This is a genomic window from Streptomyces sp. NPDC086835, assembly GCF_044745705.1.
Classification (GTDB): Bacteria; Actinomycetota; Actinomycetes; order Streptomycetales; family Streptomycetaceae; genus Streptomyces.
Window position 1 is genome coordinate 20,524 of sequence record NZ_JBIVAU010000011.1, and the last position, 22,000, is coordinate 42,523.

General features: G+C 72.3%; 20 protein-coding genes and 5 tRNA genes. 8 read left to right on the plus strand and 17 right to left on the minus strand.

Features of this window, described 5'->3' with window-relative positions:
* Positions 1-47: 47 nt before the first annotated feature.
* Positions 48-878, minus strand: coding sequence for an aminotransferase class IV (locus tag ACIPJI_RS29630; protein WP_307705430.1), 831 nt, complete (start codon positions 876-878; stop codon positions 48-50).
* Positions 875-1,924 (minus strand): chorismate-binding protein, encoded by a 1,050-nt coding sequence (locus ACIPJI_RS29635; protein ID WP_402249843.1) that lies wholly within the window; start codon positions 1,922-1,924, stop codon positions 875-877. The genes ACIPJI_RS29630 and ACIPJI_RS29635 overlap by 4 nt, the downstream gene beginning before the upstream one ends.
* A 234-nt stretch (positions 1,925-2,158) precedes the next feature.
* Between ACIPJI_RS29635 and ACIPJI_RS29640 the strand changes: the two genes are divergently transcribed.
* The 5 genes from ACIPJI_RS29640 (at position 2,159) to ACIPJI_RS29660 (ending at position 2,662) form a co-directional block, all read left to right on the plus strand.
* Positions 2,159-2,231: transfer RNA gene (locus ACIPJI_RS29640), tRNA-Gly, on the plus strand.
* Between the two features lie 39 nt (positions 2,232-2,270).
* Positions 2,271-2,344 (plus strand) — tRNA-Cys (locus ACIPJI_RS29645).
* A 1-nt stretch (position 2,345) separates the two neighbouring features.
* Positions 2,346-2,417 (plus strand) — tRNA-Val (locus ACIPJI_RS29650).
* 20 nt (positions 2,418-2,437) lie between these two features.
* Positions 2,438-2,509, plus strand: a tRNA-Val gene (locus tag ACIPJI_RS29655).
* Positions 2,510-2,587: 78 nt separating this feature from the next.
* Positions 2,588-2,662, plus strand: a tRNA-Val gene (locus tag ACIPJI_RS29660).
* A 187-nt stretch (positions 2,663-2,849) separates the two neighbouring features.
* On the opposite strand, the gene ACIPJI_RS29665 is transcribed toward ACIPJI_RS29660, so the two are convergent.
* The 4 genes from ACIPJI_RS29665 to ACIPJI_RS29680 form a co-directional block, all read right to left on the minus strand.
* Positions 2,850-3,140 carry a zf-TFIIB domain-containing protein gene (locus tag ACIPJI_RS29665; protein WP_307705432.1) on the minus strand — a complete coding sequence of 97 codons (291 nt, stop codon included), beginning with the start codon at positions 3,138-3,140 and terminating at the stop codon, positions 2,850-2,852.
* A 98-nt stretch (positions 3,141-3,238) separates the two neighbouring features.
* Entirely contained in the window at positions 3,239-4,273 is a 1,035-nt protein-coding gene (locus ACIPJI_RS29670) for a phosphotransferase family protein (protein ID WP_402249845.1), read from the minus strand.
* A gap of 406 nt (positions 4,274-4,679) precedes the next feature.
* Positions 4,680-4,886: a hypothetical protein gene (locus ACIPJI_RS29675; protein ID WP_307705433.1), complete on the minus strand. Its 207-nt coding sequence runs from the start codon at positions 4,884-4,886 to the stop codon at positions 4,680-4,682.
* 223 nt (positions 4,887-5,109) lie between these two features.
* Positions 5,110-5,340 carry a hypothetical protein gene (locus tag ACIPJI_RS29680; RefSeq protein ID WP_307705434.1) on the minus strand — a complete coding sequence of 77 codons (231 nt, stop codon included), beginning with the start codon at positions 5,338-5,340 and terminating at the stop codon, positions 5,110-5,112.
* A gap of 232 nt (positions 5,341-5,572) precedes the next feature.
* Between ACIPJI_RS29680 and ACIPJI_RS29685 the strand changes: the two genes are divergently transcribed.
* Positions 5,573-6,742: a serine/threonine-protein kinase gene (locus ACIPJI_RS29685; protein WP_307705435.1), complete on the plus strand. Its 1,170-nt coding sequence runs from the start codon at positions 5,573-5,575 to the stop codon at positions 6,740-6,742.
* A 4-nt stretch (positions 6,743-6,746) separates the two neighbouring features.
* Here ACIPJI_RS29685 and ACIPJI_RS29690 read toward each other — a convergent pair whose 3' ends face one another.
* The 8 genes from ACIPJI_RS29690 to ACIPJI_RS29725 all read right to left on the minus strand — a co-directional run bounded on the left by ACIPJI_RS29690 (position 6,747) and on the right by ACIPJI_RS29725 (position 18,018).
* A complete protein-coding gene (locus ACIPJI_RS29690) occupies positions 6,747-7,565 on the minus strand; it encodes a TrmH family RNA methyltransferase (RefSeq protein WP_402249848.1) in 819 nt (272 codons plus the stop codon).
* 64 nt (positions 7,566-7,629) lie between these two features.
* On the minus strand, positions 7,630-8,862 hold the full coding sequence (gene cobA, locus ACIPJI_RS29695) for a uroporphyrinogen-III C-methyltransferase (protein WP_307705437.1): 1,233 nt from the start codon (positions 8,860-8,862) through the stop codon (positions 7,630-7,632).
* 232 nt (positions 8,863-9,094) lie between these two features.
* Entirely contained in the window at positions 9,095-12,829 is a 3,735-nt protein-coding gene (gene cobT / locus ACIPJI_RS29700) for a nicotinate-nucleotide--dimethylbenzimidazole phosphoribosyltransferase (RefSeq protein ID WP_402249850.1), read from the minus strand.
* Positions 12,830-13,137: 308 nt separating this feature from the next.
* Positions 13,138-14,388: a precorrin-6y C5,15-methyltransferase (decarboxylating) subunit CbiE gene (cbiE, locus tag ACIPJI_RS29705; protein ID WP_356621220.1), complete on the minus strand. Its 1,251-nt coding sequence runs from the start codon at positions 14,386-14,388 to the stop codon at positions 13,138-13,140.
* A 123-nt stretch (positions 14,389-14,511) separates the two neighbouring features.
* Positions 14,512-15,219 carry a GNAT family N-acetyltransferase gene (locus ACIPJI_RS29710; RefSeq protein WP_373465258.1) on the minus strand — a complete coding sequence of 236 codons (708 nt, stop codon included), beginning with the start codon at positions 15,217-15,219 and terminating at the stop codon, positions 14,512-14,514.
* 125 nt (positions 15,220-15,344) lie between these two features.
* Positions 15,345-16,205, minus strand: coding sequence for a MetQ/NlpA family ABC transporter substrate-binding protein (locus ACIPJI_RS29715; protein WP_356621219.1), 861 nt, complete (start codon positions 16,203-16,205; stop codon positions 15,345-15,347).
* Between the two features lie 77 nt (positions 16,206-16,282).
* Positions 16,283-16,954: a methionine ABC transporter permease gene (locus tag ACIPJI_RS29720; RefSeq protein WP_307705442.1), complete on the minus strand. Its 672-nt coding sequence runs from the start codon at positions 16,952-16,954 to the stop codon at positions 16,283-16,285.
* Positions 16,951-18,018 (minus strand): methionine ABC transporter ATP-binding protein, encoded by a 1,068-nt coding sequence (locus ACIPJI_RS29725; RefSeq protein WP_402249853.1) that lies wholly within the window; start codon positions 18,016-18,018, stop codon positions 16,951-16,953. The genes ACIPJI_RS29720 and ACIPJI_RS29725 overlap by 4 nt, the downstream gene beginning before the upstream one ends.
* Positions 18,019-18,651: 633 nt before the next feature.
* On the opposite strand from ACIPJI_RS29725, the gene ACIPJI_RS29730 reads away from it, so the two are divergent.
* Both ACIPJI_RS29730 and ACIPJI_RS29735 read left to right on the plus strand, forming a co-directional pair.
* Positions 18,652-19,011 (plus strand): hypothetical protein, encoded by a 360-nt coding sequence (locus tag ACIPJI_RS29730; RefSeq protein WP_307705444.1) that lies wholly within the window; start codon positions 18,652-18,654, stop codon positions 19,009-19,011.
* Between the two features lie 2 nt (positions 19,012-19,013).
* Positions 19,014-19,430 carry a hypothetical protein gene (locus tag ACIPJI_RS29735; RefSeq protein WP_356621217.1) on the plus strand — a complete coding sequence of 139 codons (417 nt, stop codon included), beginning with the start codon at positions 19,014-19,016 and terminating at the stop codon, positions 19,428-19,430.
* A 31-nt stretch (positions 19,431-19,461) separates the two neighbouring features.
* Here the strand turns inward: ACIPJI_RS29735 and ACIPJI_RS29740 are convergent, their stop codons facing one another.
* The 3 genes from ACIPJI_RS29740 to ACIPJI_RS29750 form a co-directional block, all read right to left on the minus strand.
* Complete coding sequence (locus ACIPJI_RS29740; RefSeq protein ID WP_307705446.1) at positions 19,462-19,965, minus strand: GNAT family N-acetyltransferase; 504 nt, start codon at positions 19,963-19,965, stop codon at positions 19,462-19,464.
* 38 nt (positions 19,966-20,003) lie between these two features.
* Positions 20,004-20,543 (minus strand): sigma-70 family RNA polymerase sigma factor, encoded by a 540-nt coding sequence (locus ACIPJI_RS29745; protein WP_356621215.1) that lies wholly within the window; start codon positions 20,541-20,543, stop codon positions 20,004-20,006.
* Positions 20,544-20,707: 164 nt separating this feature from the next.
* A complete protein-coding gene (locus tag ACIPJI_RS29750; RefSeq protein ID WP_402249856.1) occupies positions 20,708-21,865 on the minus strand; it encodes a glycerophosphodiester phosphodiesterase in 1,158 nt (385 codons plus the stop codon).
* Between the last annotated feature and the right edge of the window lie 135 nt (positions 21,866-22,000).

Here is a 22,000-nt window from a genome sequence, read left to right on the forward strand (position 1 = left end):
GCCCCGCGACCCTCCGACACCAGGTTTTCCCCCGGCTCCGGGGCCGGTTACTCGGACTTCGGGTCGGGATCGGCCGCCGCGCGCTCCTCGAAGACGCGCATCGCCTTCGTCGTCACGGGTCCCGGGGCGGCGCTGACGTCGCGGCCGTCGACGCGTGCGACCGACTGGACGTCGCGGAGGGTGGAGGTCAGGAAGATCTCCTCCGCGGAGTCGAGGACGTCCATGGGCAGGTCCGTCTCCTTGGCGCCCGTCCACTCGACGGTCAGGGCGCGGGTGATGCCCGCGAGGCAGCCGGAGGAGACGGGCGGGGTGTGCAGTTCACCGTCGAGGACCACGAAGACGTTCGATCCGGTGCCCTCGCAGAGCCGCCCGACGGTGTTCGCGAACAGGGCCTCGGAGGCGCCCTGCTGGTGCGCCCTGGCGAGCGCGATGACGTTCTCGGCGTACGAGGTGGTCTTCAGCCCGGTCAGCGCGCCGCGTTCGTTGCGGGTCCAGGGGACGGTGATCACCGATGTGGTGTCGGGGCGACGGGTGGTCGAGCCGAGCGCGACGACCAGCGTCGGACCGTCGGTCCCCCGGTCGGAGCCGAGCGGGGAGAGTCCGCCGGTGTAGGTGATGCGCAGCCGGCCGAGCGGCATGGGATTCGCGGCCAGTACGGCGGTGCAGGCGTGCCGGACCTCGTCGAGATCGGGTTCCGGCAGTCCGAGGCCGTCGGCGGAGCGGGCCAGCCGTTCCAGGTGGCGGGTGAGCGCGAAGGGCTGACCGTGGACCGCCTTGACGGTCTCGAAGACGCCGTCGCCGACGGTCATTCCGTGGTCGAGCACGGACACCCGGGCGTCCTCGATCTCCGAGAGCGCGCCGTTGACCCAAACCTTCATCGAGCTGTCCTTCCGATTGCCGCGTACGCGCCCGACGCTACCGCCAGCAGTCGCGATGCCTTCAGTTCCGTCTCCGCCCATTCACGTTCCGGGTCGGAGCCCCAGGTGATGCCGGCGCCGGTGCCGAACCGCAGGACGTTCGCCTCGCGGTCGATCCAGAAGGTCCGTATGCCGACGGCGAGCTGCGCGGTGCGCCGGTCGGCGTCGACCCAGCCGACACCGCCGCAGTACGGGCCGCGCGGCACGGTCTCCAGCGCGTCGATGATCTTCAGCGCGCTGGACTTGGGGGCGCCGGTGACCGAGCCCGGCGGGAAGGTCGCCGCGAGCAGATCGCCCCAGCCCGCTTCGGGGGCGAGCTCACCGCGGACGGTGGAGACCAGGTGCACGAGGCCGGGGTGAGGCTCGACCGCGCAGAGCTCGGGCACGGTGACGCTGCCGGTGGTGCAGACCCGGCCCAGGTCGTTGCGGACCAGGTCCACGATCATGACGTTCTCCGCGTGGTCCTTCTCGAGAAGATCGTCCGCCGTCCTGCCCGTGCCCTTGATGGGGCCGGACTCGACGGTGCGTCCGTCGCGGCTCAGGTACAGCTCGGGGGACGCGGTCGCGATCTCCACGCCGTGCGCGGGCAGGCGGATCGTTCCTGCGTACGGAGCCGGGTTGCCCCGCGCCAGCAGCGCGGTCAGCTCGTCGACATCGGCCGCGGCCGGGTCGGGCAACGGCGCCGACAGCACCCGGCACAGATTGGCCTGGTAGACCTCGCCGGCCGCGATGTGCTCGCGGACGCGCCGCACGCCGGCGGTGTAGGCGGCCCGGTCCAAGGAGGACGTCCACTCCTCCGCGGCCGGCCCCCGCCAGCGGCCCGGGACGGGCTCGGGAACCGGTTCACTGCGGACATCGCCGAAGCGGGCGCAGGTCAGACCGCCCTCGAAGTCGGCGGCGACGGCCCAGAAGCCGGTGGAGTCCAGGGCCGCGGGGTCGCTTGTGACGTCCCGGAGGTCGGTGGCGACGAGGGGGCCGAAGCGGGCCAGAGGAGCGAGGTCGTGCACGTCTGTGAGTGTATGACCGGCGAGGACGGGGTGCGGATGGCCCGGGCCGGGGGCCGCTCACGAGCCGCCGATCAGCTGCCGCTGAGCCGGCGGCGAGCTGCCGTTGAGTCGCCGTTGAGCTGCTGCGACGTGAACACACGGCGGCAAGCTGCACAAACGCGTTTTTGTACTGGCCCGGGAATCCGCTAGAGTTCAACACGTCGCCGGGACGCGCAAGCGGAACGGAAACGACAAGCGGACGTGGCTCAGTTGGTAGAGCATCACCTTGCCAAGGTGAGGGTCGCGAGTTCGAATCTCGTCGTCCGCTCGAGAAAGTGGGGGATCTTCCCGAACCCCCTGCACTCCGGGTGGAGTGGCCGAGAGGCGAGGCAACGGCCTGCAAAGCCGTCTACACGGGTTCAAATCCCGTCTCCACCTCCAAGGACGATTAGCTCAGCGGGAGAGCGCTTCCCTGACACGGAAGAGGTCACTGGTTCAATCCCAGTATCGTCCACTGGATCCGCGAGGATCCGAGCGCGATTAGCTCAGCGGGAGAGCGCTTCCCTGACACGGAAGAGGTCACTGGTTCAATCCCAGTATCGCGCACGCAGTACGCAGTGATCATGCAGCTCTCAGTGAGGGATGCTGATCGGCAGTACGCAGTGCAGTAACGCAGGTCACCCCGCGCGATTAGCTCAGCGGGAGAGCGCTTCCCTGACACGGAAGAGGTCACTGGTTCAATCCCAGTATCGCGCACCATCACCGGAGCCCCTGGCCGTCTCGACGGCCGGGGGCTTCGTCGTGCGCCGGCGGGCGCACGACGGGACCGGCAGCGGCCGGCCGGGCCAGTGGCCCGGCCGACGCATCCGCGGGCACTCAATGAGTGACGCCCGGGCGCTCAGGTGCTCAGGTGCTCAGGCGCTCAGGCGCTCAGGCGCTCAGGCGCTCAGGAGGAGAACAGCATCCGGCCGAAGCTCCGCTGACGGTGATGCCCCTGGTGACCACCATGGTGCGGCGCGCCCCACGCCGGAGCCGGAGGCGCGGCCGGGTAGGCCTGCGGTGCATGCGGGGCCGGCGGCGCGGGCGGGACCTGCTGGGTCCACTGCGACTCCAGTCGGGTCAGCGACTCCAGCTCGCCGTAGTCGAGAAATATGCCCCGGCAGCCGCTGCACTGCTCGATCTGAACACCATTGCGGTTGTACGTGTGCATCGCTGCATGGCACTTGGGACACTGCATCGTCTGGTCAGCTCCTCGCCGTTCGGTCGACGTCGCCCGGATGCATGCCCGGCGACGAGGACTTCACCCTACGACGGAGCATCGAACTCCAACTCGGGTCACACTGTCCCGATTCGGGTACAGGCGTCCAGCACCGCCCGCTCGACGTCGTCCGGTTGACGCCCCTCCACAGCCGACTTCGCCAGCGCGGTCGCCGCGGTCTGCACCGTCAGCGCCCGCGCGGGCACATCGAGTTGAGGCCACGGATCACCGGCGGAAGGAACGGCGCCGCCCTCCGCGGCGGTGTACGCGCCGAGGAACCGCTGCCAGATCTCCGGCGCCAGCAGGCCCGTCGCGAACCAGGCAGCGGGACGGGCCAGGTCCCAGGCCGGGTCGCCCAGCCCCATGTCGTCCACGTCGATCAGCAACCACGGGCCGTCCGGGGCGGGGTGGCGCACGAGCTGGCCGAGGTGCAGGTCGCCGTGGCACACAGCGTCCCGGCGCGGGGACGGCGCCTCGCCCCGCGCCCAGGCCGGCAGGCGCTCCCAGGCGCGTCGGACGTCCGGCGCGGCCGGGTGGTCCGGTGCCGCCGCCTCCATGCGGGCCACGGCGGCGCGGGCCTTGGCGGGGCCGCGCATGGGTGGGAGCGGGGCTGCGCCGGTGGCGGTGACTGGGTCCGCTCCTGTGGCTGGGTCGGCTGCTGTGGCCCTGGCCGTGTGTGTGCCCGACAGCTCGGCCGGCGGGACGCGGTGCAGTCGCGCCAGCAGGACCGCGGCCTCCTCCCAGGGCGCGGCGTCCGGGTCCGCGGGGTCCACGGGGACGCCGTAGGGCCACGTCGTGACGGGGCGGGGGTCGTTCGGCAGCGGGGCTGCTCCCGTGCGGGGGCCGGCCGGGAGGGGAGGCAGCAGGATCCCCGCCAGCGCGGGGTGGGCCGCGAGGGCGACACGTACGTCGTGCGCCGCCCGGTCGGTGTCGGGAGCGTGGGCCTTCGCGACGGCCGCGCCGTGGCGCACGACGATGCCGTCAGGACGGTCGGCGAGCGTCTGCGTCCCGGCGTCGTGGGCGCCGCAGGCGCGGCAGGAGCCGCGTGGTGTGGCCAGGTGAGCGGCGTCGCGGGCGACGGTGGCGAGGGCGCGTACGACTGAGGCGGTCACGCGTGGAGCGTATCGGGGGGCGTGGTCTCGGGCGCTGGCCGGTGCGGTGCCGCCCCAGGGCCGGGCCCGGTCCCGGTGCGTGTCACCCCTGCGGGGCGTGGCCCTGGGCCGGGTGGGTGGTGCGGGTGGGTGGTGCGGGTGTCGGGAACCCCTCCCGCCCGTAGGGCCCGTTCCGGGCCGTGGGTCAGTCCCCCGGTCGGCAATCGCTCTCCGCCGGGTGGGGGTACCAGTGAGTGCGCGGCAAGGACGCAGGGTCCGGTGCGCGCTATCAGGTGCGGGCATGCGCGATGGCCGGTCAGCTCCCCAGCTGACCGGCCATCGCTGCCGTCCGCCGCACCCCCGTCCCCACGGGGTTGTTGGCCGGATGTCCCCGGCCCGGACCGCTCTTCCGGGCCCGGGGCGCCGTTCAGCGCCCCAGCATCACGCCTACGGACGACGCCTGTGTGACCACTGCGTCCCAGCCGCCGAAGACGACCACCAGCAGTGCCGCGAGGGGAAGGACCATGGCCGTCGCCACCAATGGGTGGCGCGTGCCGGACTGGCGGCCGCCGAACGCGGCGGATGCCTTGCGTCCCTGCGTGCGGATCAGTGTCCGCGTTACCGTGTCCGCCATCGTCCTTCTCCTGTCGTGGGTTGGCAGCGGCGGGTGTCTGACCTCGGGGGACGAGTGCTGCACCCGCCGCTTGACATCAACATTAGGGAAACCGAGGGCCCCGGACGTCATGCCCTCGTACCGATTGCCGGGCCTCCCGGAGGATGAGCCGTCACCCCCCGGCGTACTCCCCTGGGTGGAGACGAGGGGTGAGGAGTTGGGGTCTTCCCGGAGGGGTCGTGCGTCACTCCGCGGAGTCGGCCCGCGGGACGGGCTGCTCCACCAGGGCAAGCACCCGAGTGGCCATGAATCGGGCCGTCCGGACGACGGACCCGGAACGGGTGACTTCGCTCACTTCGACCACCCCCCTGCGCACCGCCGTCTCAACCCTGCGGCCCGCCCGGCTTGCCACCACTTCATACGTACGGGTCGTGTCTCCCGCGTCCACCACTATCTCCACGCGGTCACCCTTCATCGATCCAATCCCCCTTCTGCGACTGACCGTTGAGATCACGCACGGGTCAGGGGAGATGGATCCGCCCTCCGCTGACCACTGGTCAATTCTCCCACCTGGCACTGACAAACGATCCGGACGGGAGGGCGCGGCCTATGAGCACACCGGCGCGGGGGTACGTAAGCTGTGCCACGTCAAAAGCGGACGACCGGGCAGCGGGGTGGGGCCTCCCCACCGTAGGTAGGGGACGGACATGGCGATGATGCGGCTCCGGCGCGAGGACCCGCGTGTCGTCGGCTCGTTCAGGCTGCACCGGCGGCTGGGCGCGGGCGGTATGGGCGTCGTCTATCTGGGGTCCGACCGCAGAGGGCAGCGCGTCGCGCTGAAGGTGATCAGGCCGGATCTCGCCGAGGACCAGGAGTTCCGTTCGCGTTTCGCGCGCGAGGTGTCGGCGGCGCGGCGTATCCGCGGGGGCTGCACGGCCCGGCTGGTCGCGGCGGACCTGGAGGCGGACCGGCCGTGGTTCGCCACCCAGTACGTGCCGGGGCCGTCGCTGCACGACAAGGTGGTCGAGGAGGGGCCGCTGCGGGCCGCCGACGTGGCCGCGGTGGGCGCCGCGCTCTCCGAGGGCCTGGTGGCGGTCCACGAGGCCGGTGTGGTGCACCGTGACCTGAAGCCGTCCAACATTCTGCTGTCGCCCAAGGGGCCGCGGATCATCGACTTCGGTATCGCCTGGGCCACCGGCGCGAGCACCCTGACGCACGTGGGCACGGCCGTGGGGTCGCCCGGTTTCCTCGCGCCCGAGCAGGTGCGCGGTGCGGCGGTGACGCCCGCGACCGACGTGTTCGCGCTCGGGGCGACCCTCGCGTACGCGGCGATGGGCGACTCACCCTTCGGGCACGGCAGTTCCGAGGTGATGCTGTACCGGGTGGTGCACGAGGAGCCGCAGCTGCACGGGGTGCACGACGCGCTGGCGCCGCTGGTCTCCGCGTGCCTCGCCAAGGACCCGGAGGAGCGGCCGAGCACGCTGCAACTGTCCATGCGGCTCAAGGAGATCGCGGCCAGGGAGGCCCAGGGGCTGCACGACGCCCGGCCGCCCGTGCAGCGGGAGCGGGTCGAGCTCAACCGGCCGACGGCGCGTTATCCGGAGCGCACGGACCGTACCGAGCGCATGGAGCGGCGTACGGGTGGGTCGTCGGTGCCCAGGCCGCAGACGCCGTCCCGTACCGGTGGCGGGTCCCGGCCCCAGCAGTCGCGCGGCACCGCCCGTACGAACGGCCGGCCGGGCACCAGGCCCGGGGTGCGGACCACCTCGACGGGCCGACGGCCGGCCAATCCGCGGCTGCTGCGTCAGCGGATCACCGTCTTCTTCGTGGTGACGCTGATCGTGGCGCTGGGCATCGCGGCCGCCCAGAAGCTGTGACGGGTCAGGTTCCGGGACGGCCTGTGGCGACCGCGTAGAAGGCGACCGCGGCCGCCGCGCCCACGTTGAGCGAGTCGACACCGCGGGACATGGGGATACGCACCCACTCGTCGGCTGACATGAGGGCCTTGGTGGACAGTCCGTCCCCTTCGGCGCCCAGCATCAGCGCCACCCGCTCCAGGCGGTGCGGGGCCGCCTCGTCGATCGAGGTGGCTTTCTCGTCCGGGGTGAGGGCGAGCAGCCGGAAGCCCGCTTCGCGGACCGCCTCGAGGCCCTTCGGCCAGGCGTCGAGGCGTGCGTAGGGCACGGAGAAGACCGCTCCCATGGAGACCTTCACGGAACGGCGGTACAGCGGGTCGGCGCAGTCCGGTGAGAGCAGCACGGCGTCCATGCCGAGGGCGGCCGCACTGCGGAAGATGGCGCCGATGTTGGTGTGGTCGTTGACGGACTCCATGACGACCACCCGGCGGGCCGTGCCGAGCAGTTCGGCCGCGTCCGGCAGCGGCTTGCGCTGCATGGAGGCGAGCGCGCCGCGGTGGACGTGGTAGCCGGTGACGCGTTCGGCGAGGGCCGGGTCGACCGCGTAGACGGGCGCGGGGACCTCGTCGATGACGTCGCGCATCACGTCGATCCACTTGGCGGAGAGCAGCATGGAGCGCATCTCGTAGCCGGTCTGTCCGGCGCGGCGGATGACCTTCTCGCCCTCCGCGATGAACAGGCCCTCTTCCGGTTCGCGTCGGCGGCGCAGTTCGACGTCGGTCAGGCCCGTGTAGTCCCGCAGGCGGGGGTCGTCGGGGTCGTCGATGGTGATGAGATCGGCCACAGGGTGATACTGCCTTCTTGGATGTGCGGTGCCAACGGTTTCCGCAAGGTCGGGTTACCGGTGGTTACTTGCGCGGGCCGACGGCGACGACGTCCCCGATGACGATGACGGCCGGCGGGCGCACGTCCTCGGCCCTGACGGTCTCGGCGACGGTGGCGAGGGTGGCGTCCACCCGGCGCTGCGCAGCGGTCGTGCCCTCCTGGACGAGGGCGAGCGGCGTCTCGGGGGCCTTGCCGTGCGCGATGAGGGCCTCGGCGATGGCGCCGATCTTGTCGACGCCCATGAGGATCACCAGCGTGCCGCGCAGGCGGGCGAGGGACTTCCAGTCGACGAGCGAACGCGGGTCGTCGGGCGCCACATGGCCGCTGACGACGGTGAACTCGTGGGCGACCCCCCGGTGGGTCACCGGGATGCCGGCGGCGGAGGGAACGGAGATGGAGCTGGAGATGCCGGGCACGACCGTGTACGGGATGCCGGCCTCAGCGAGCGCCTGCGCCTCCTCCATGCCGCGGCCGAAGACGTACGGGTCGCCGCCCTTGAGCCGGACGACGGCCTTGCCGGCCTTCGCGTGCTCGATGAGCGCGTTGTTGATGGCCTCCTGGGCCATGAACCGCCCGTACGGGATCTTGGCGGCGTCGATGACCTCCACGTGCGGCGGGAGTTCGTCGAGGAGGTCGCGCGGGCCGAGCCGGTCGGCGATGACGACGTCCGCCTCCGCGAGCAGCCGGCGGCCGCGGACGGTGATCAGGTCCGGGTCGCCGGGGCCGCCGCCGACGAGGGCGACGAACGGGGCGCGGCTGCGGTGGTGGGGTGCGGCGAGGGTGCCGTCGCGCAGGCCCTCGACGATCGCGTCGCGTACCGCGGCCGAGCGTCGCGGGTCGCGGCCGGTGAGGACGGCGACGGTCACACCGTCGCTGCGGCCCGTCGCCGGGGTCCAGGCGGTGGCCGCGTCGGCGTCGTCGCTGCGGACGCACCACGTCTTGGTGCGCTCGGCCTCCGCGGAGGCGCGGGCGTTGGCGTCGGCGTCGCTGGTGGCCACCAGGGCGTACCAGGCGTCGGCGATGTCGCCGTCCTCGTAGCGGCGGCGGGTCCAGGTGATCTCGCCGGACTCGGCCATGGCCTCGACCGACGGCGTCGCGGAAGGGGAGATCAGGGTGACGTCGGCACCGGCCGCGACCAGGGCGGGGAGCCTTCGCTGGGCGACCTGCCCACCGCCGATGACGACGACGCGGCGCCCGGCGAGTCGGAGGCCGACGGGGTAGGCGGGGTGCTCGGCGTGCGGGACGTGCTCGGCCATGGCGGTGCGGCTCCTCGGGCGATGCGGTGCGGGAGTGAGGCCGCTGCGACGGTGAAGCGGCTGGTGGGAACGGGTGAGGGTCCTGGCGAACACGATACGGCCCCGGTGCGGGGAGCGGCCCGGACCGTTGCGGAACGGTTGCCTCCGGCGCCTGCGCCCCCGCGCATCCGGTCCGCTGCGGACCGGACGCGCGGGGCCCGGACGCGCGGGGCCCGGACGCGCGGGGCCCGGACTACTTCTCCGTGACGCCTGCCGAGTCGAAGGTCGCCACCTCGTGCATCGCGCGGGCGGCGCTCTGGACCACCGGGAGCGCCAGCAGGGCGCCGGTGCCCTCGCCGAGGCGGAGGTCCAGGTCGACCAGGGGGCGCAGACCCAGCTTGTTGAGGGCCGCCACATGGCCGGGCTCCGCACTGCGGTGGCCGGCGATGCAGGCGGCCAGCGCCTCCGGCGCGACGGCGCGGGCGACCAGGGCCGCCGCGCCCGTGCTGACGCCGTCGAGGATGACCGGGGTCCGCAGGGAGGCGCCGCCGAGGATCAGCCCGACGAGCGCGCAGTGCTCGAGGCCACCGACGGCCGCCAGGACGCCGATCGGGTCCGCCGGGTCGGGCTGGTGGAGCTCGAGGGCACGGCGGACGACGTCGACCTTGCGGGCGTGCATCTCGTCGTTGATGCCGGTGCCGCGCCCGGTGATCTCCGACGGGTCGGCGCCCGTGTAGACGGAGATGAGGGCCGCGGACGTGGTGGTGTTGGCGATGCCCATCTCCCCGGTCAGCAGCGCCTTGTTGCCGGCGGCCACCAGGTCGCGGGCGGTCTCGATGCCGACCTCGATCGCGGAGAGGACCTCCTCGCGGGTCAGGGCGGGACCGGTGGTGAAGTCGGCGGTGCCGGGCCGCACCTTGCGGGGCAGCAGACCGGGGGTGGCCGGCAGGTCGGAGGCCACGCCGACGTCGATGACGCAGACCTCGGCGCCGACCTGGTTCGCGAAGGCGTTGCAGACCGCCCCGCCGCCGAGGAAGTTGGCCACCATCTGGCCCGTGACCTCCTGCGGCCAGGCGGTGACGCCCTGGGCGTGCACCCCGTGGTCGCCGGCGAAGATGGCGACGGCCGCGGGCTCGGGGATCGGCGGCGGGCACATCCGGGAGAGGCCGGAGAGCTGCGCGGAGATGATCTCCAGCATGCCGAGGGCACCGGAGGGCTTGGTCATCCGCTTCTGGCGTTCCCAGGCCTCGCCGAGCGCCTTGGCGTCGAGCGGGCGGATGTTGGTGACGGTCTCCTGCAGCAGGTCGTGCGGCTCCTCCCCGGGCAGCGCACGGCGTCCGTAGGTCTCCTCGTGCACGACCCAGGACAGGGGGCGGCGCTTGGACCAGCCCGCCTGCATCAGCTCGGGCTCCTCCGGGAACTCGTCGACGTACCCCACGCAGAGGTAGGCGACGACCTCGAGGTGCTCGGGCAGGCCGAGCGTGCGCACCATCTCACGCTCGTCGAAGAAGGAGACCCAGCCGACGCCGAGGCCCTCGGCCCGGGCCGCGAGCCACAGGTTCTCCACGGCCAGGGCGGACGAGTAGGGCGCCATCTGCGGCTGGGTGTGCCGGCCGAGGGTGTGGCGGCCGCCGCGGGTGGGGTCGGCGGTGACGACGATGTTCACCGGGGTGTCGAGGATGGCCTCGATCTTCAGTTCCTTGAACTGCTTGGCCCGGCCCTTGGGCAGTGACTTGGCGTACGCCTCACGCTGACGCTGCGCCAGTTCGTGCATGGTGCGGCGGGTCTCCGCGGAGCGGATGACGACGAAGTCCCAGGGCTGGGAGTGGCCGACGCTTGGGGCGGTGTGCGCCGCTTCGAGGACCCGGAGGAGGACCTCGTGCGGGATGGGGTCGCTGCGGAAGCCGTTGCGGATGTCGCGGCGTTCGCGCATCACGCGCAGCACGGCCTCGCGCTCGGCGTCGTCGTAGCCGGGTGCGGGGGCCGTCGCGGCGGGCTGCGGCTCGGGCGACTCGCCCTCCTCGGGAGCGTCCGCGCCGGCCGGGGCGGCGTCGTCCGCGACGGACTGCGCCGACGGGGTGGCCTCCGCCGGGGCGGGGGCCTGGCTCATGTCGTCCTGCGGCGCTTCCTCCTGCGGAGCTTCGGCCTCAGGGGCTTCGGCCGGCGGAGCTTGCTCCTGCGGGACTTCGGTCTGAAGGGCTTCCGCCTGAGGGGCTTCGGCGGCCGGTGCGGTGGCGGCTTCCTCGGACGGGACGGCCGGGGCCGACCCCTCGCCGGCCTCCGGTGCCTCCACGGGCGCCGTTGCGGCCTCCGCCGACGGCTCACCCGTCTGCACGGGCGCTGCCTGCACGGCGGCTTCGGCGGCCTCGCCTGCGTCGGGCGCGACGGCCACCGGCTCGGGCTCGGACACGACTGCGGGAGCCGGGGCCTGCGGGGCCTCCGGCGCGTCGCCCGCCGCCTCCGGAGCCACGGCCTGTGCCTGCGGGGCGACCGCGGGCTCGACGGCAGGCTCCTCGGCGACCGGTTCGGTCACGGCTTCCTGCACGGCTGCCTCGGGCGCGGCGGGCTCGGGCACGGCTACCTCGGGCGCGGCGGGCTCGGGGACGGCTACCTCGGGCGCGGCGGGCTCGACGGTTTCGGGTGCGGGCTCCTGCACGACGACCTGGTTCGGGGCGTCGGCCTCGGCGTGCTGCTGCGGCGCGGCGGGCTCGGGCGCCACGGTCGGCTCCGCCTCCGCGGCGGGCTGCTGCTCGAAGTCACCGGTCCGGGGCGCGGGCACGGTGGCTTCCGCGTTCGCCGGTTCGGCCGGCGCGTCCGACGGGACGACCGTTTCTGCGGGCGCCGCCGGCGCTGCGACGGGAGCCTGGTTCTGCTGCGGTTGCGGGTCCCACGGGGCCCCGGCCTGCGGAGGGATGTCACCGAGCTGCGGTCCGGGCAGCTCGGCGGCGGGCTCCTCACGCGGCACGTCCAGGTACTCCACGCCGGTGGCGGCGGACTGCGCCGCAGCCGAGCGGACGACCATCGGGTGCGGCGGCGTACCGGCCGGGCCGCGGTCGGCCAGCGAACGGACCACGCCGCTCGAGGTGTCCGGCACGGGCGGACCCATGTGGAGCGGCCGGCGCGCGGGCGTCGGCATGGCGGAGGTGGCGGCGGCCGGAGTCCGTACGGCGCTGAGGTCGACGGCCCCGGAATCACGGCCGCCCGCCTCGTGGGCACCGCTCTCCTGCGCCGCGGGGGTCTGTTCCTGCTGTGCCGGCGCCTCCTGCGCGACCGGGGCCGCGTGGGCGGCGGCGGGGACCGCCTCGGCCGCGACGGCCTCCGGACCTGCCGGAGCCACGCCGGGGACGACGGACATGGTGCCCTGCACCTGCGCCAACGGCTCCTGCGCGGCAGCTTCCTGCGCCTGGGCCTCGGCCTGTGCCTGGGCCGGCTGGGGGGCGTGCGGCTGGAAGCCCTGTTCCTGCGGCTCCGCTGAGCGGACCTCGTGGAACTGCGGCTCCTGCGGCGGGGTGGCGTCGGCCGCCTGGGCCGCCGGGGTGACTTCGACGAGCGCCGGCGCGGGCGCCGCGGCGTTCTGCGCCGCCTGCTGCTCCGCGTACGCCGTGTCGGCCGGGGCGGGCGCGGCCTGCTCGACTCCGTGCACGGCCGGGGCGGCCGCGTAGTCCTGTGCCGGGTAACCGGCGGCGGCGTAGTCCACCTGGTACTCGCCGCTGTGGTGCTGCGTCGCCGCGTCCTGGTGCGCCGTCGCCGGTGCGGGCGCGGCCGCGTACTGGTCGGCGACCGGCGCCGCCTGGGCGGCGGGCGCGTGCTGGTGGGAATCGCTCCACGCACCCTGTGCGCCGGGCATCAGCAGGAGGTCGTCCTCTTCCGGGCTGTTCTCGGAGGGTTCGAGGAAGGTGTACGTGCCGGGAGCGGGGACGCCCGGCTGCTCCACCATGCCTGCGTCCTCCGGCAGCCCCTCGCCCGGGATCTGGCCGGTGTCAGTCATGCGCGTACCCCTCGCCCATCGGTTGCTCCTTCGCCCTTCGCCCGGGGCGTCCGACAGCGGCACACCTGACGCCCTTGAACAAGAACGAGCGTGTGCGCCGCGCGGCACGATCGACCCACGGACCAAAGCATTGTCGCGGTCGTTCGCCACTACGGCAGCAAGATCCGCCGCGGTTCGCTGTGGGCTGCGCCACGTCGCGCGACCCCCCGGTATCGACGTACCACATACGGGAACCAAAGCGGCTCCCTTTTCCGGACATTGACGAACGAAGCGACGAACGCCCGGCTGCGGTACAACAATCGGCCAGCCTACCCCGGACCGTCCGTCGAGGGGGGCCGGGGGCGAGGGTCGGGCTGTCTTCCGCACAGCAGGAAGACCACACAGCGTTCCCGCTCCGACCAGTCGGACGTGTCCAGCTCGACGGACTGGAGGAGGGCGCATTCGACGCTGTATCCGCCGGCGGCGAGCGCCGCGCCGATGGCTTCGGCCTCGTCCCGCGTGGAGGCGTGGGTGACGATGCGCTGCGGCCTGCGGTCGGCGACGGCGGTGACGACCGGCACTCCCCCGCCGCCGATCCGTACGACATCGGGCTCGGGCAGCCGTTCGAGAACGTGCGGGGCCCGCCCGTGCACCACCTGGAGCTGGACGCCGAGGCGCCGGGCCGCCGCCTCGGTGCGACGGCAGGCATCCGGGTCGTTGTCGACGGCGATCACCGCGGCGCCGAACCGCCCCGCCTCAGCGGCGAGTGCGCCGCTGCCGGAGCCGATGTCCCATACGAGGTCACCGATGCGGGGTCCGAGCCGGGCCAGCTGGGCGGCCCGCAGTCCGGCGAACTCGCCCTCGCCGCGTGTGGGCGCCTCGGCGGGCGGCAGGGCCCAGCCGCGTACGGCCGGGGGGTAGCCGGGATCCCGTCCGGCGATCCAGCCGCCGGTGGCGGTGAGGGGAGCGGGGCCGGCGGTGCCGCCGATGACGATGACGACATTGGGGTCGCGCCACATGTGGTCGGCGACCTTGTCGGAGGTGAGGACGGTGACCTGTTCGCGGTCGGTGCCCAGTTCCTCGCAGATGACGAAGGTGCGATGGATGCCCTCGAGCAGCAGGGCGAGTTCGGCGGGGCCGGCGCCCGGGGATGTGAGGACGGCGACCTTGCTGTGCGCGCGGCACACATTGACGGCCTGGCGCAGCGTGCGGCGGTGTGCGACGACGATCTGGGCGTCGTCCCACGGCATGCCCGCCCTGGCGAAGGCGGCCGCCACGGAGGACACGGCGGGGACGACTTCCACCTCCAGGCCGTACTCGGGCGCGCGCAGGGTGCGTACGACGCCGAAGAGGCCGGGGTCGCCGTCGGCGAGGACGACGGCGCTGCCACGGTGTCCGGCGATGCGCCGGGCGGCGAGGCCGACGCTGCCGAGGCGGATGCGCTCGGCCCCGGGCGGGACTTCGGGCAGCGCCAGATGATGGGCGGCGCCGGCGACCAGGGTGGCCGCGGAGAGGGCGGACCTGGCCGCTCGGGTGAGTGGCGAACCGTCCCAGCCGATCACCGTGACCCGGTCGGCCATCGTCGTCAGTCTCCTGGGGTTGTCGCAGGTCGGAGCAGTTCCGCGGGTACGCGTCGCACGTGAGGGTACCTGGCGGACCTGTCGGGCGGCCCTCGGGAGGGGCGTCGTTCCCGCCCGGGAGGGTCAGTTCCAGTCGGTGTAGGAGGCGTAGCCCGCCTCCGCGAGGCGGTCGGCCTCGAGGTCCTCCGGGAGGAGGCTCCAGACGATGAGGTCGGTGCGGATGTCCACCCAGGCGCCGGAGCCGTCGTCGGGCCGGGTGCGGGCTATCCACGCGTTGCGCAGGACGCCTTCGCTGATGCAGCCGATCTTCTGCGCCACCTGCTGTGAGGCGGTGTTGTCGGCGGCGGTGCGCAGTTCCATGCGCTCGAACTTCTGGTTGCGGAACAGCCACCGGGCCACGGCGAGCACGGACTCGGTCGCGTAGCCCTCGCCGCGCGCCCAGGGGGCCGTGACGTAGGAGACCTCGGTGGAGAGGGTGCGCCAGTTGGTGTTCTGCAGGTGCACGACGCCGACGAGCCGCTGGGTGAGGAACTCGGTGACGGCGAGCACGATGCCGCGGCCTTCCGTGCGCTCCGCAGGAGCGATCCTGCGCACCCAGTCCTCGGAGTCGGCCGCCGTGTAGGGGTGGGGCACGGAGGTCCAGGCGGTGACCATCTCGTCGTTCATCATCTCGGTGTGGGCCGCGATGTCGGCTTCCTCGTAGGGGCGCAGCACCAACCGCTCCGTGCTGATGGACACGTCCGGGAAGGTGGTAGTCATGCGCAGCTCCATGCCGAAGACTGTCGTGTACGGGTCGAACCTGACGGCGTATTGGCCGTAAAGGCACAGCATGCAACATCGGGTGCGGGCCGTGCAGGGCCGGGTGTCGGTACGAGGCGGCCCCGCGCACCTTGGTAGGTACACGGGGCCGGAGTCAAGTGGCTTCTCTCGAGCGTCACTTGACGGTGCGCGGGATTTCAGCCCGCGGCGCCGAAGGCGGCGACGACGGAACCGTCGTACTTGTCCTCGATGTACTTCTTCACCTCGGGCGAGCCCAGGAGCTTCGCGAGCTTCTGCACGCGCGCGTCGTCCTCGTTGCCCTCCTTGACGGCGAGGAAGTTGGCGTACGGGTTGCCTTCGGCCTTCTCGAGGGCCAGCGAGTCCTGGGCGGGCTTGAGGTCGGCCTCGATGGCGTAGTTGCCGTTGATGACGGCGGCGTCGACGTCGTTCAGGGCGCGGGGCAGCGTCGCCGCCTCGAGCTCCTTGAACTTCAGGCCCTTGGCGTCGGCGATGTCGGACAGCTTGGCGTCGGTGCCGGCGCCGTCCTTGAGGGTGATCAGGCCGTTGTCGGCGAGCAGCGCCAGCGCGCGGCCTTCGTTGGTGGTGTCGTTGGGGACGGCGATCGTCTGGCCGGCCTTGATGTCCTTGAGGTCCTTGGCCTTCTTGGAGTAGAGGCCGAGGGGCTCGAGGTGGACGTCGACGACCGGGACGATGGTCGTCTTGTTCTTCTTGTTGAAGTCGTCCAGGTACGGCTTGTGCTGGAAGAAGTTGGCGTCGACCTGGCCCTGCTGGGTGGCGGTGTTGGGCAGGACGTAGTCCGTGAACTCCTTGACCTCGAGGGTGAGGCCTTCCTTCTTCGCCAGGTTGTCCTTGACGTAGTTCAGGATGTCGGCGTGCGGCGTCGGGGACGCGGCGACGACGAGCGCCTTGGACTCGTCGGCCTTGCCGCCGTTGTCCGCCTTGGCTCCCGGGTCGGAGGCGGTGCCGCAGGCGGTGAGACCGAGGGCGAGCGCGGCGGTGGCGGCGGCGGCCGCGGTGAGCTTGATGTTCTTACGCACGAAAAGTGCCTCTTTCTGGTGGTGGAACAACGCCCGGACAAGGAGTGCGGGCTGTATGGGGAGAAGGTTCAGGGGGTTCAGCTCGCGGCGCGGCCCCGGCGGGCCAGCAGCCGTACGGCTCCGTCGCCGATGAGCTGGACGACGGTGACGATGGCGATGAGGATCACGACCGTGATGAGCATGAACTGCGTCTCGAAGCGCTGGAATCCGTAGGTGACGGCCTTGGATCCGAGGCCTTCGCCGCCGACCGCGCCGGCCATCGCGGAGTATCCGACGAGGACGATCACGGTGGTGGTGACGGCGGAGACGAGCGAGGGCAGGGCCTGCGGGAGCAGCACCTTGCGCACGATGGTGGGGATGGAGCCGCCCATGGACTGGACCGCCTCGACGAGCCCGTGGTCGACCTCGCGGATCGCCGTCTCCACGAGGCGCGCGAAGAAGGGGATGGCGCCGACGGCGAGCGGCACGATCATCGCGGTGGGGCCGATGAAGGTGCCGACGACGAGGGTGGTGAAGGGGATCAGCGCGATCAGCAGGATGATGAACGGCAGCGAGCGGCCGATGTTCACGATCACGCCGACGACCTTGTTCACCGGGGTGTTCTGCAGCAGTCCGCCCTTGTCGGTGAGGACGAGGAGCACGCCGAGCGGCAGGCCGCCGGCGACGGTGACGAGGGTGGACCAGAGCACCATGTAGAGGGTGTCGAAGGTGCCCTGGCTGAGCAGGGGCTGCATCTCGGACCAGGTCACTTCGCGACCTCCTTCACCGGCTCGGGGGCGTGCTGCGCGGGGACGCGCGCCGCGGATCCGGGGCCGACGACCTCGACCTGGAGCCCCTGCTCGCGCAGGAAGCCGACGGGGACGACGTTCTCCTCGTAGCGGCCGGGGAGTTCGATGCGCATGCGGCCGATCTGCCTGCCGCCGACGGTGTCCATCGCGGCGCCGAGGATCGAGATGTCGATGTTGTACGTGCGCGAGAGCTGGGAGATGACCGGCTGGGTGGCGGCCTCGCCGTGGAACGTGACGTCGATGACGGTGCGGCCGGGGCCGGAGGCGTCACCGCCCACCGGGAAGAGCTCGCGGGCGAGCTCGGAGCCTGGGGTGGCGAGCAGTTCGCTCACCGTTCCGGATTCGATGATCTTCCCCTTCTTCATCAGGGCGGCCGAGTCGCAGATCGTCTTGACGACGTCCATCTCGTGCGTGATCAGCAGCACGGTGAGGCCGAGCTGCCGGTTGAGGTCACGCAGCAGCTGGAGGATCGAGCGCGTGGTCTCGGGGTCGAGGGCGCTGGTCGCCTCGTCGGAGAGCAGCACCTTGGGGTCGCCGGCGAGGGCGCGGGCGATGCCGACGCGCTGCTTCTGACCGCCCGAGAGCTGGCCCGGGTAGGCCTTGGCCTTGTCGGCGAGACCCACCAGGTCGAGAAGTTCCAGAGCCTTGCGGGAGCGCTGGGCGCCGGGGACGCCGAGGATCTCCAGGGGCAGTTCGACGTTGTCCTTGACGGTGCGGGAGGACAGCAGGTTGAAGTGCTGGAAGACCATGCCGATGCGGCAGCGTGCCTCGCGCAGTTCCTTGGAGGCGCGGCGGCCGCGGCCGGCGAGGGCGGTGAGATCCGTTCCGGCGACCGTCACGGTGCCGGACGTGGGGCGCTCGAGGAGATTGACGCAGCGGATCAGCGAGGACTTGCCGGCGCCGCTCTGGCCGATGACGCCGAAGACCTCGCCTTCACGGACGTGCAGGTCGACGCCGTCCAGAGCGGTGACCTCGCGGCCACCTCGCGACTGGTAGACCTTGGTAAGGCCCGTAGTGGTGATCACAGGGGTATCCGTCACTGTCGAGTGCACGGCGAGGTGTCCGCCGGGCACGGGGCATTTCGGTTCCGACGCGGCACGGCTGGTTCGGCTGGTGGCCGGGGCAACACGTGCGCGGGGCAGGCTCGGTCCGAGGCGTTCCAGATCTCCGGGGACGTTCGGACGCGGCGCGGCTGTCGGTCTCGCTTCGGGGCGCGAGGCTCAGGCAGGGGCCCTCAGATGGCGCACATTCGACACATGCGGCGAGCACCGGGCGTCGTGTTCGCCTCGGTCGCAAGGGTGCGGCTGCTCGTCGTGGTCATGGCTGCAAGTAAAACAGACGGGTGGGCGACCGGACCGGGGCTGTCCGTATAGCGGACAGCTTGGTTGCACTATGTGGACTGTTCGGTTCGGCCTCGTGATCTCGGCGTCCGGTCCCGGCGCGGTCGCCTTCCCTGGTCGTGACCTGCGCAGATACGGCGCCCGTGCCCCGGGCCCGCACGTCGGCCGGGGGCCCGTAGCGGGCGGCGGCTGTGGTCAAGACCACGGTCGGGGCGCCGACCGCAGGCCCGTGAGCGGTGCCACCACCGGCGGCGCCCTTCCGGACGCCGCCCGGGGCCGGGCGCATCGCGGCCTTCGGCCCGTAATACCCTCGAGCCCATGCTTGACGCCCTGACGGTCGCGGTCGGTGTGACCGCGCTCGCCCTCGCCGCCTGGTGCGGTTTCGCCGCCTACAAGGACCAGCCCACCAAGGACTGGCACTTCATCGGCATGGCCGTGGTGACGGTGCTGGCGCTCGCACAGCTGGTGGTGGGAATCGTGCGGCTGGCGCAGGGCGATGAGGCCTCGGAGGGCACCGCGATCTTCTTGTCGTACCTGATCGGTTCGGCCCTCGCGGTACCGGCGGCCGGTTTCCTCTCCCTGGCGGAGCGGACCCGCTGGGGCTCCGCGACGGTGGCGGCCGGCGCGGTGGTGCTGGCCGTGCTCGAGGTCCGGCTTCACGACATCTGGGGAGGCTGACGATGGCCGGACCCACCACGGACGCGAAGAGTCCCGCGAAGCTGGTCGCGGGCCCCGGGCTGCTGCTGGTCTGGCTCTACGGCGTGATGTCCGTCGGCGCCGTGTCCCGCTCCGTCTACCAGATCCTCACCGACTTCGGCAGCGCACCGCTCGCTCATGTGCTCTCGGCCGTCGCCGCCGTGGTGTACGCGTTCATCACCTACACGCTGGTGCGGGGCGGCGAGACGGCCCGCAAGGCGGCGCTGGTGTGCTGCGCCGCCGAGCTGGCGGGCGTCCTGATCGTCGGGACGTGGACGGTCCTCGACCCGTCGGCGTTCCCCGACTCGACCGTGTGGTCCGAGTACGGGATGGGCTACGTCTTCATCCCGGTACTGCTTCCGGTCACCGGGATGCTCTGGCTGCGCCGCGCGCGCGGCTGACGCCGAGCGGTACGCAGCGGCCCGAAAGCCGTCAGGCGCTGGCGACGTACGCGCCGGCGGAGGTCTCCTTCTCCAGGGTGACCAGCGTCAGCCGCGGGCCGACCTCCTCGCGGGAGACCGGGAGGTATCCCCTGCTGCGGTACAGCCGCAGATTGCTCTCGCTGCGGTGGCCGGTGAACAGCTGGAACCGCTTGGCGGCCGGGTCCCCGGCGAAGCGCGCTTCGATCGCGTCGAGCAGCCTGCCGCCCAGTCCGTGGCGCTGCATCCGCGGGTGGACGATGAGCTTGGCGATACGGGCCGTGCCGGTGGCGTCGATGCTGGCGCGCACGGAGGCGACCACCTCGTCACCCAGCCTGGCGACGAGCGCCGGTCCCTGGGTGATCTCGGCGCGGAGGTCGGCGAGCGACTGGGTCAGGGGCTCGATGCCGTAGTCGCCGTAGAGCTCGGCCTCGGTCTGATAGCACAGATACTGCAGCTTGAGGATGTGCTCCGCGTCGGTCTCCGCCGCCGCCGAGATGGTCACGCTCATGCCCATGTGCGCACGCCTCCCGCTCACCTGTCACCGCCGGTTGTCTACCGCTCCTTTCCCCGATGTTCAGGAGCTGCAACCTCTGCCGCCAGCATTCTGCGCAGACATCCCAGGCAACGGGAACGCATCGGCCCCAGACTTCCTTGTGAGATACCCAACGTCCCTGCGATTTCCCGGTAGGTGGGGTCGTGCGGCGACAACATCGCAGTCAGCAGACGGGGGCAGTTCCCCGGGGTGCGGGCAACGGCGGCGCGCAGCACCCGACGCAGCTCGCCCAGCAGCGCGGCGCGCTCGGGACCGCCCGCGGGGTCGGCGGAGGGCTCGTGGCGGTAAGGGAGTTCGCGTGCGGCCGTCCGGCGGGCGCGGCGGGCCTCCGCGCGTACGGCCGCCCTGACCCAGCGGGCGGCGTCGGGCGGCGGGCCACCGTCGCCGAGGCGCTCCAGGAGCCGCACCCACACGGCCTGTTCGAGGTCGCCGGCTTCCATGGCGGCGCCGGGCGCTTCCGCCGTCGCCTCCGCGCTCACCAGCGCCTTGAGCGCGCCGACGACCTGTCCGGAGCCGGGGGTCTCTTCGAGAACGGTCATGCCGGGCGGGACGGCCCGGGGCCCGGTGGTGGTTGCCCGGCCGGGGCGCGATCACCCGTACGGGGCGCCGTCGGCACCCCTTTCCCAGGCTCCGCCCGTGACAGGGCGTCAACCTCCCGGGCATGCTCGGGACGCGGGAGGTTGACGTCTCAGGACGGCCGGTGTCAGGCGGTGAAGTCGGCCGCGGCCAGCAGGCCGGTGTCCGGGTTGTCCGTGAAGATACCGTCGATGCCCGTCGCGAAGTACGCCTTGTACGCCCCGAAGACGTCGCCGTAGGCGTTCGGGTCGGTGCCGCGCCGGAAGTCGGCGGGCAGGAAGGTGTTCTCGTTGCGCATCGTGTACGGGTGCAGGACCAGGCCCCGCGCGTGGGCGTCCCGCACCAGCGTCGTGGGCTCGGTGAGCCGGCCGTTCGCGTCCTTGGGGATGACGAGGTCCAGCAGCGGGCCGATTCCCTGGGCGAAGCCCGCGATCCAGTCCAGGCCGTCCGGCTCGACCAGATCGGCCACCGTCCGCGGGTCGCCCGACTCGCGGAAGTCCCACGGGCGGTCGTCCGGGGTCCACAGCAGGACGACACGCGGAGTGCCGACCAGGCGGGCCATGCGCTCCATGCTCGTCGGCTCGAAGGACTGGAGGAACGTCGGGGAGTTCGCGCGGTGCCGCCCGTACCGGCGCAGCAGCTTCGCCAGCCGCTCCTCCAGGCCGAGACCGATGCTCCGGAAATAGGTGGGGTGCTTGGTCTCGACGTAGAGCCACACCGGGCGGCCGCGGCGGCGGCCCTCCTTCTCGGCCCACTGCAGCACCTCCTCGAAGGTGGGCACGGTCCAGCGTCCGTCGTAGAGGGTGTTCTCCTGGCGGGTGCCCGGGATCCGCTCCTTGGCGCGCAGCGTCTTCAGCTCGGCCAGCGTGAAGTCCTCGGTGAACCAGCCGGTGAGGCTGACGCCGTCGACCGACTTGGTGGTCCGGCGAGAGGCGAACTCGGGGTGCGCGGCGACATCGGTCGTGCCCGTGATGTCGTTCTCGTGACGGCATACAAGGTGCCCGTCCTTCGTGGGCACCAGGTCCTGCTCGATGACGTGCGCACCCATGTCGAGGGCGAACTGGTACGCGCCGAGGGTGTGCTCGGGCCGGTATCCGCTGGCGCCTCGGTGGGCGATCACCGTGGGAACGGGCAGGCCGCCCCGGTCCCTCCCGGACGGGCGGACACCGCCGGCGCGCTCACCCGCCTGCGCCGCGCCCGCGCCGACCCCGAGTGCCGCGGTGGTGAGGACCGCGGCTCCCAGCACGCTGCGACGCGCCGGACTGCTGCTCGCACCCTGTGTCATGAAACGTTCCTCCATGTGATGTACCGCGTGTGATGTCCCGCACCTGCCAAAGGACGCCCGATGGTAGGCAGTTACCTCTTACCTGCGGCAGACCCTGCACGAACACGGTGGAAACACACGTCAACACTGCGTATC

Excerpts from the sequence above, each read along its gene's own strand:
- ACIPJI_RS29680 (WP_307705434.1), bottom strand. The coding sequence starts at position 5,340 with ATGAAGGGTGACCGCGTGGAGATAGTGGTGGACGCGGGAGACACGACC.
- ACIPJI_RS29665 (WP_307705432.1), bottom strand. The coding sequence starts at position 3,140 with ATGCAGTGTCCCAAGTGCCATGCAGCGATGCACACGTACAACCGCAAT.
- cobA (WP_307705437.1), bottom strand. The coding sequence starts at position 8,862 with ATGGCCGAGCACGTCCCGCACGCCGAGCACCCCGCCTACCCCGTCGGC.
- ACIPJI_RS29630 (WP_307705430.1), bottom strand. The coding sequence starts at position 878 with ATGAAGGTTTGGGTCAACGGCGCGCTCTCGGAGATCGAGGACGCCCGG.
- ACIPJI_RS29735 (WP_356621217.1), top strand. The coding sequence starts at position 19,014 with ATGGCCGGACCCACCACGGACGCGAAGAGTCCCGCGAAGCTGGTCGCG.
- ACIPJI_RS29730 (WP_307705444.1), top strand. The coding sequence starts at position 18,652 with ATGCTTGACGCCCTGACGGTCGCGGTCGGTGTGACCGCGCTCGCCCTC.
- cobT (WP_402249850.1), bottom strand. The coding sequence starts at position 12,829 with ATGACTGACACCGGCCAGATCCCGGGCGAGGGGCTGCCGGAGGACGCA.
- ACIPJI_RS29740 (WP_307705446.1), bottom strand. The coding sequence starts at position 19,965 with ATGGGCATGAGCGTGACCATCTCGGCGGCGGCGGAGACCGACGCGGAG.
- ACIPJI_RS29675 (WP_307705433.1), bottom strand. The coding sequence starts at position 4,886 with ATGGCGGACACGGTAACGCGGACACTGATCCGCACGCAGGGACGCAAG.
- ACIPJI_RS29750 (WP_402249856.1), bottom strand. The coding sequence starts at position 21,865 with ATGACACAGGGTGCGAGCAGCAGTCCGGCGCGTCGCAGCGTGCTGGGA.
- ACIPJI_RS29685 (WP_307705435.1), top strand. The coding sequence starts at position 5,573 with ATGGCGATGATGCGGCTCCGGCGCGAGGACCCGCGTGTCGTCGGCTCG.
- cbiE (WP_356621220.1), bottom strand. The coding sequence starts at position 14,388 with ATGGCCGACCGGGTCACGGTGATCGGCTGGGACGGTTCGCCACTCACC.
- ACIPJI_RS29710 (WP_373465258.1), bottom strand. The coding sequence starts at position 15,219 with ATGCTGTGCCTTTACGGCCAATACGCCGTCAGGTTCGACCCGTACACG.
- ACIPJI_RS29745 (WP_356621215.1), bottom strand. The coding sequence starts at position 20,543 with ATGACCGTTCTCGAAGAGACCCCCGGCTCCGGACAGGTCGTCGGCGCG.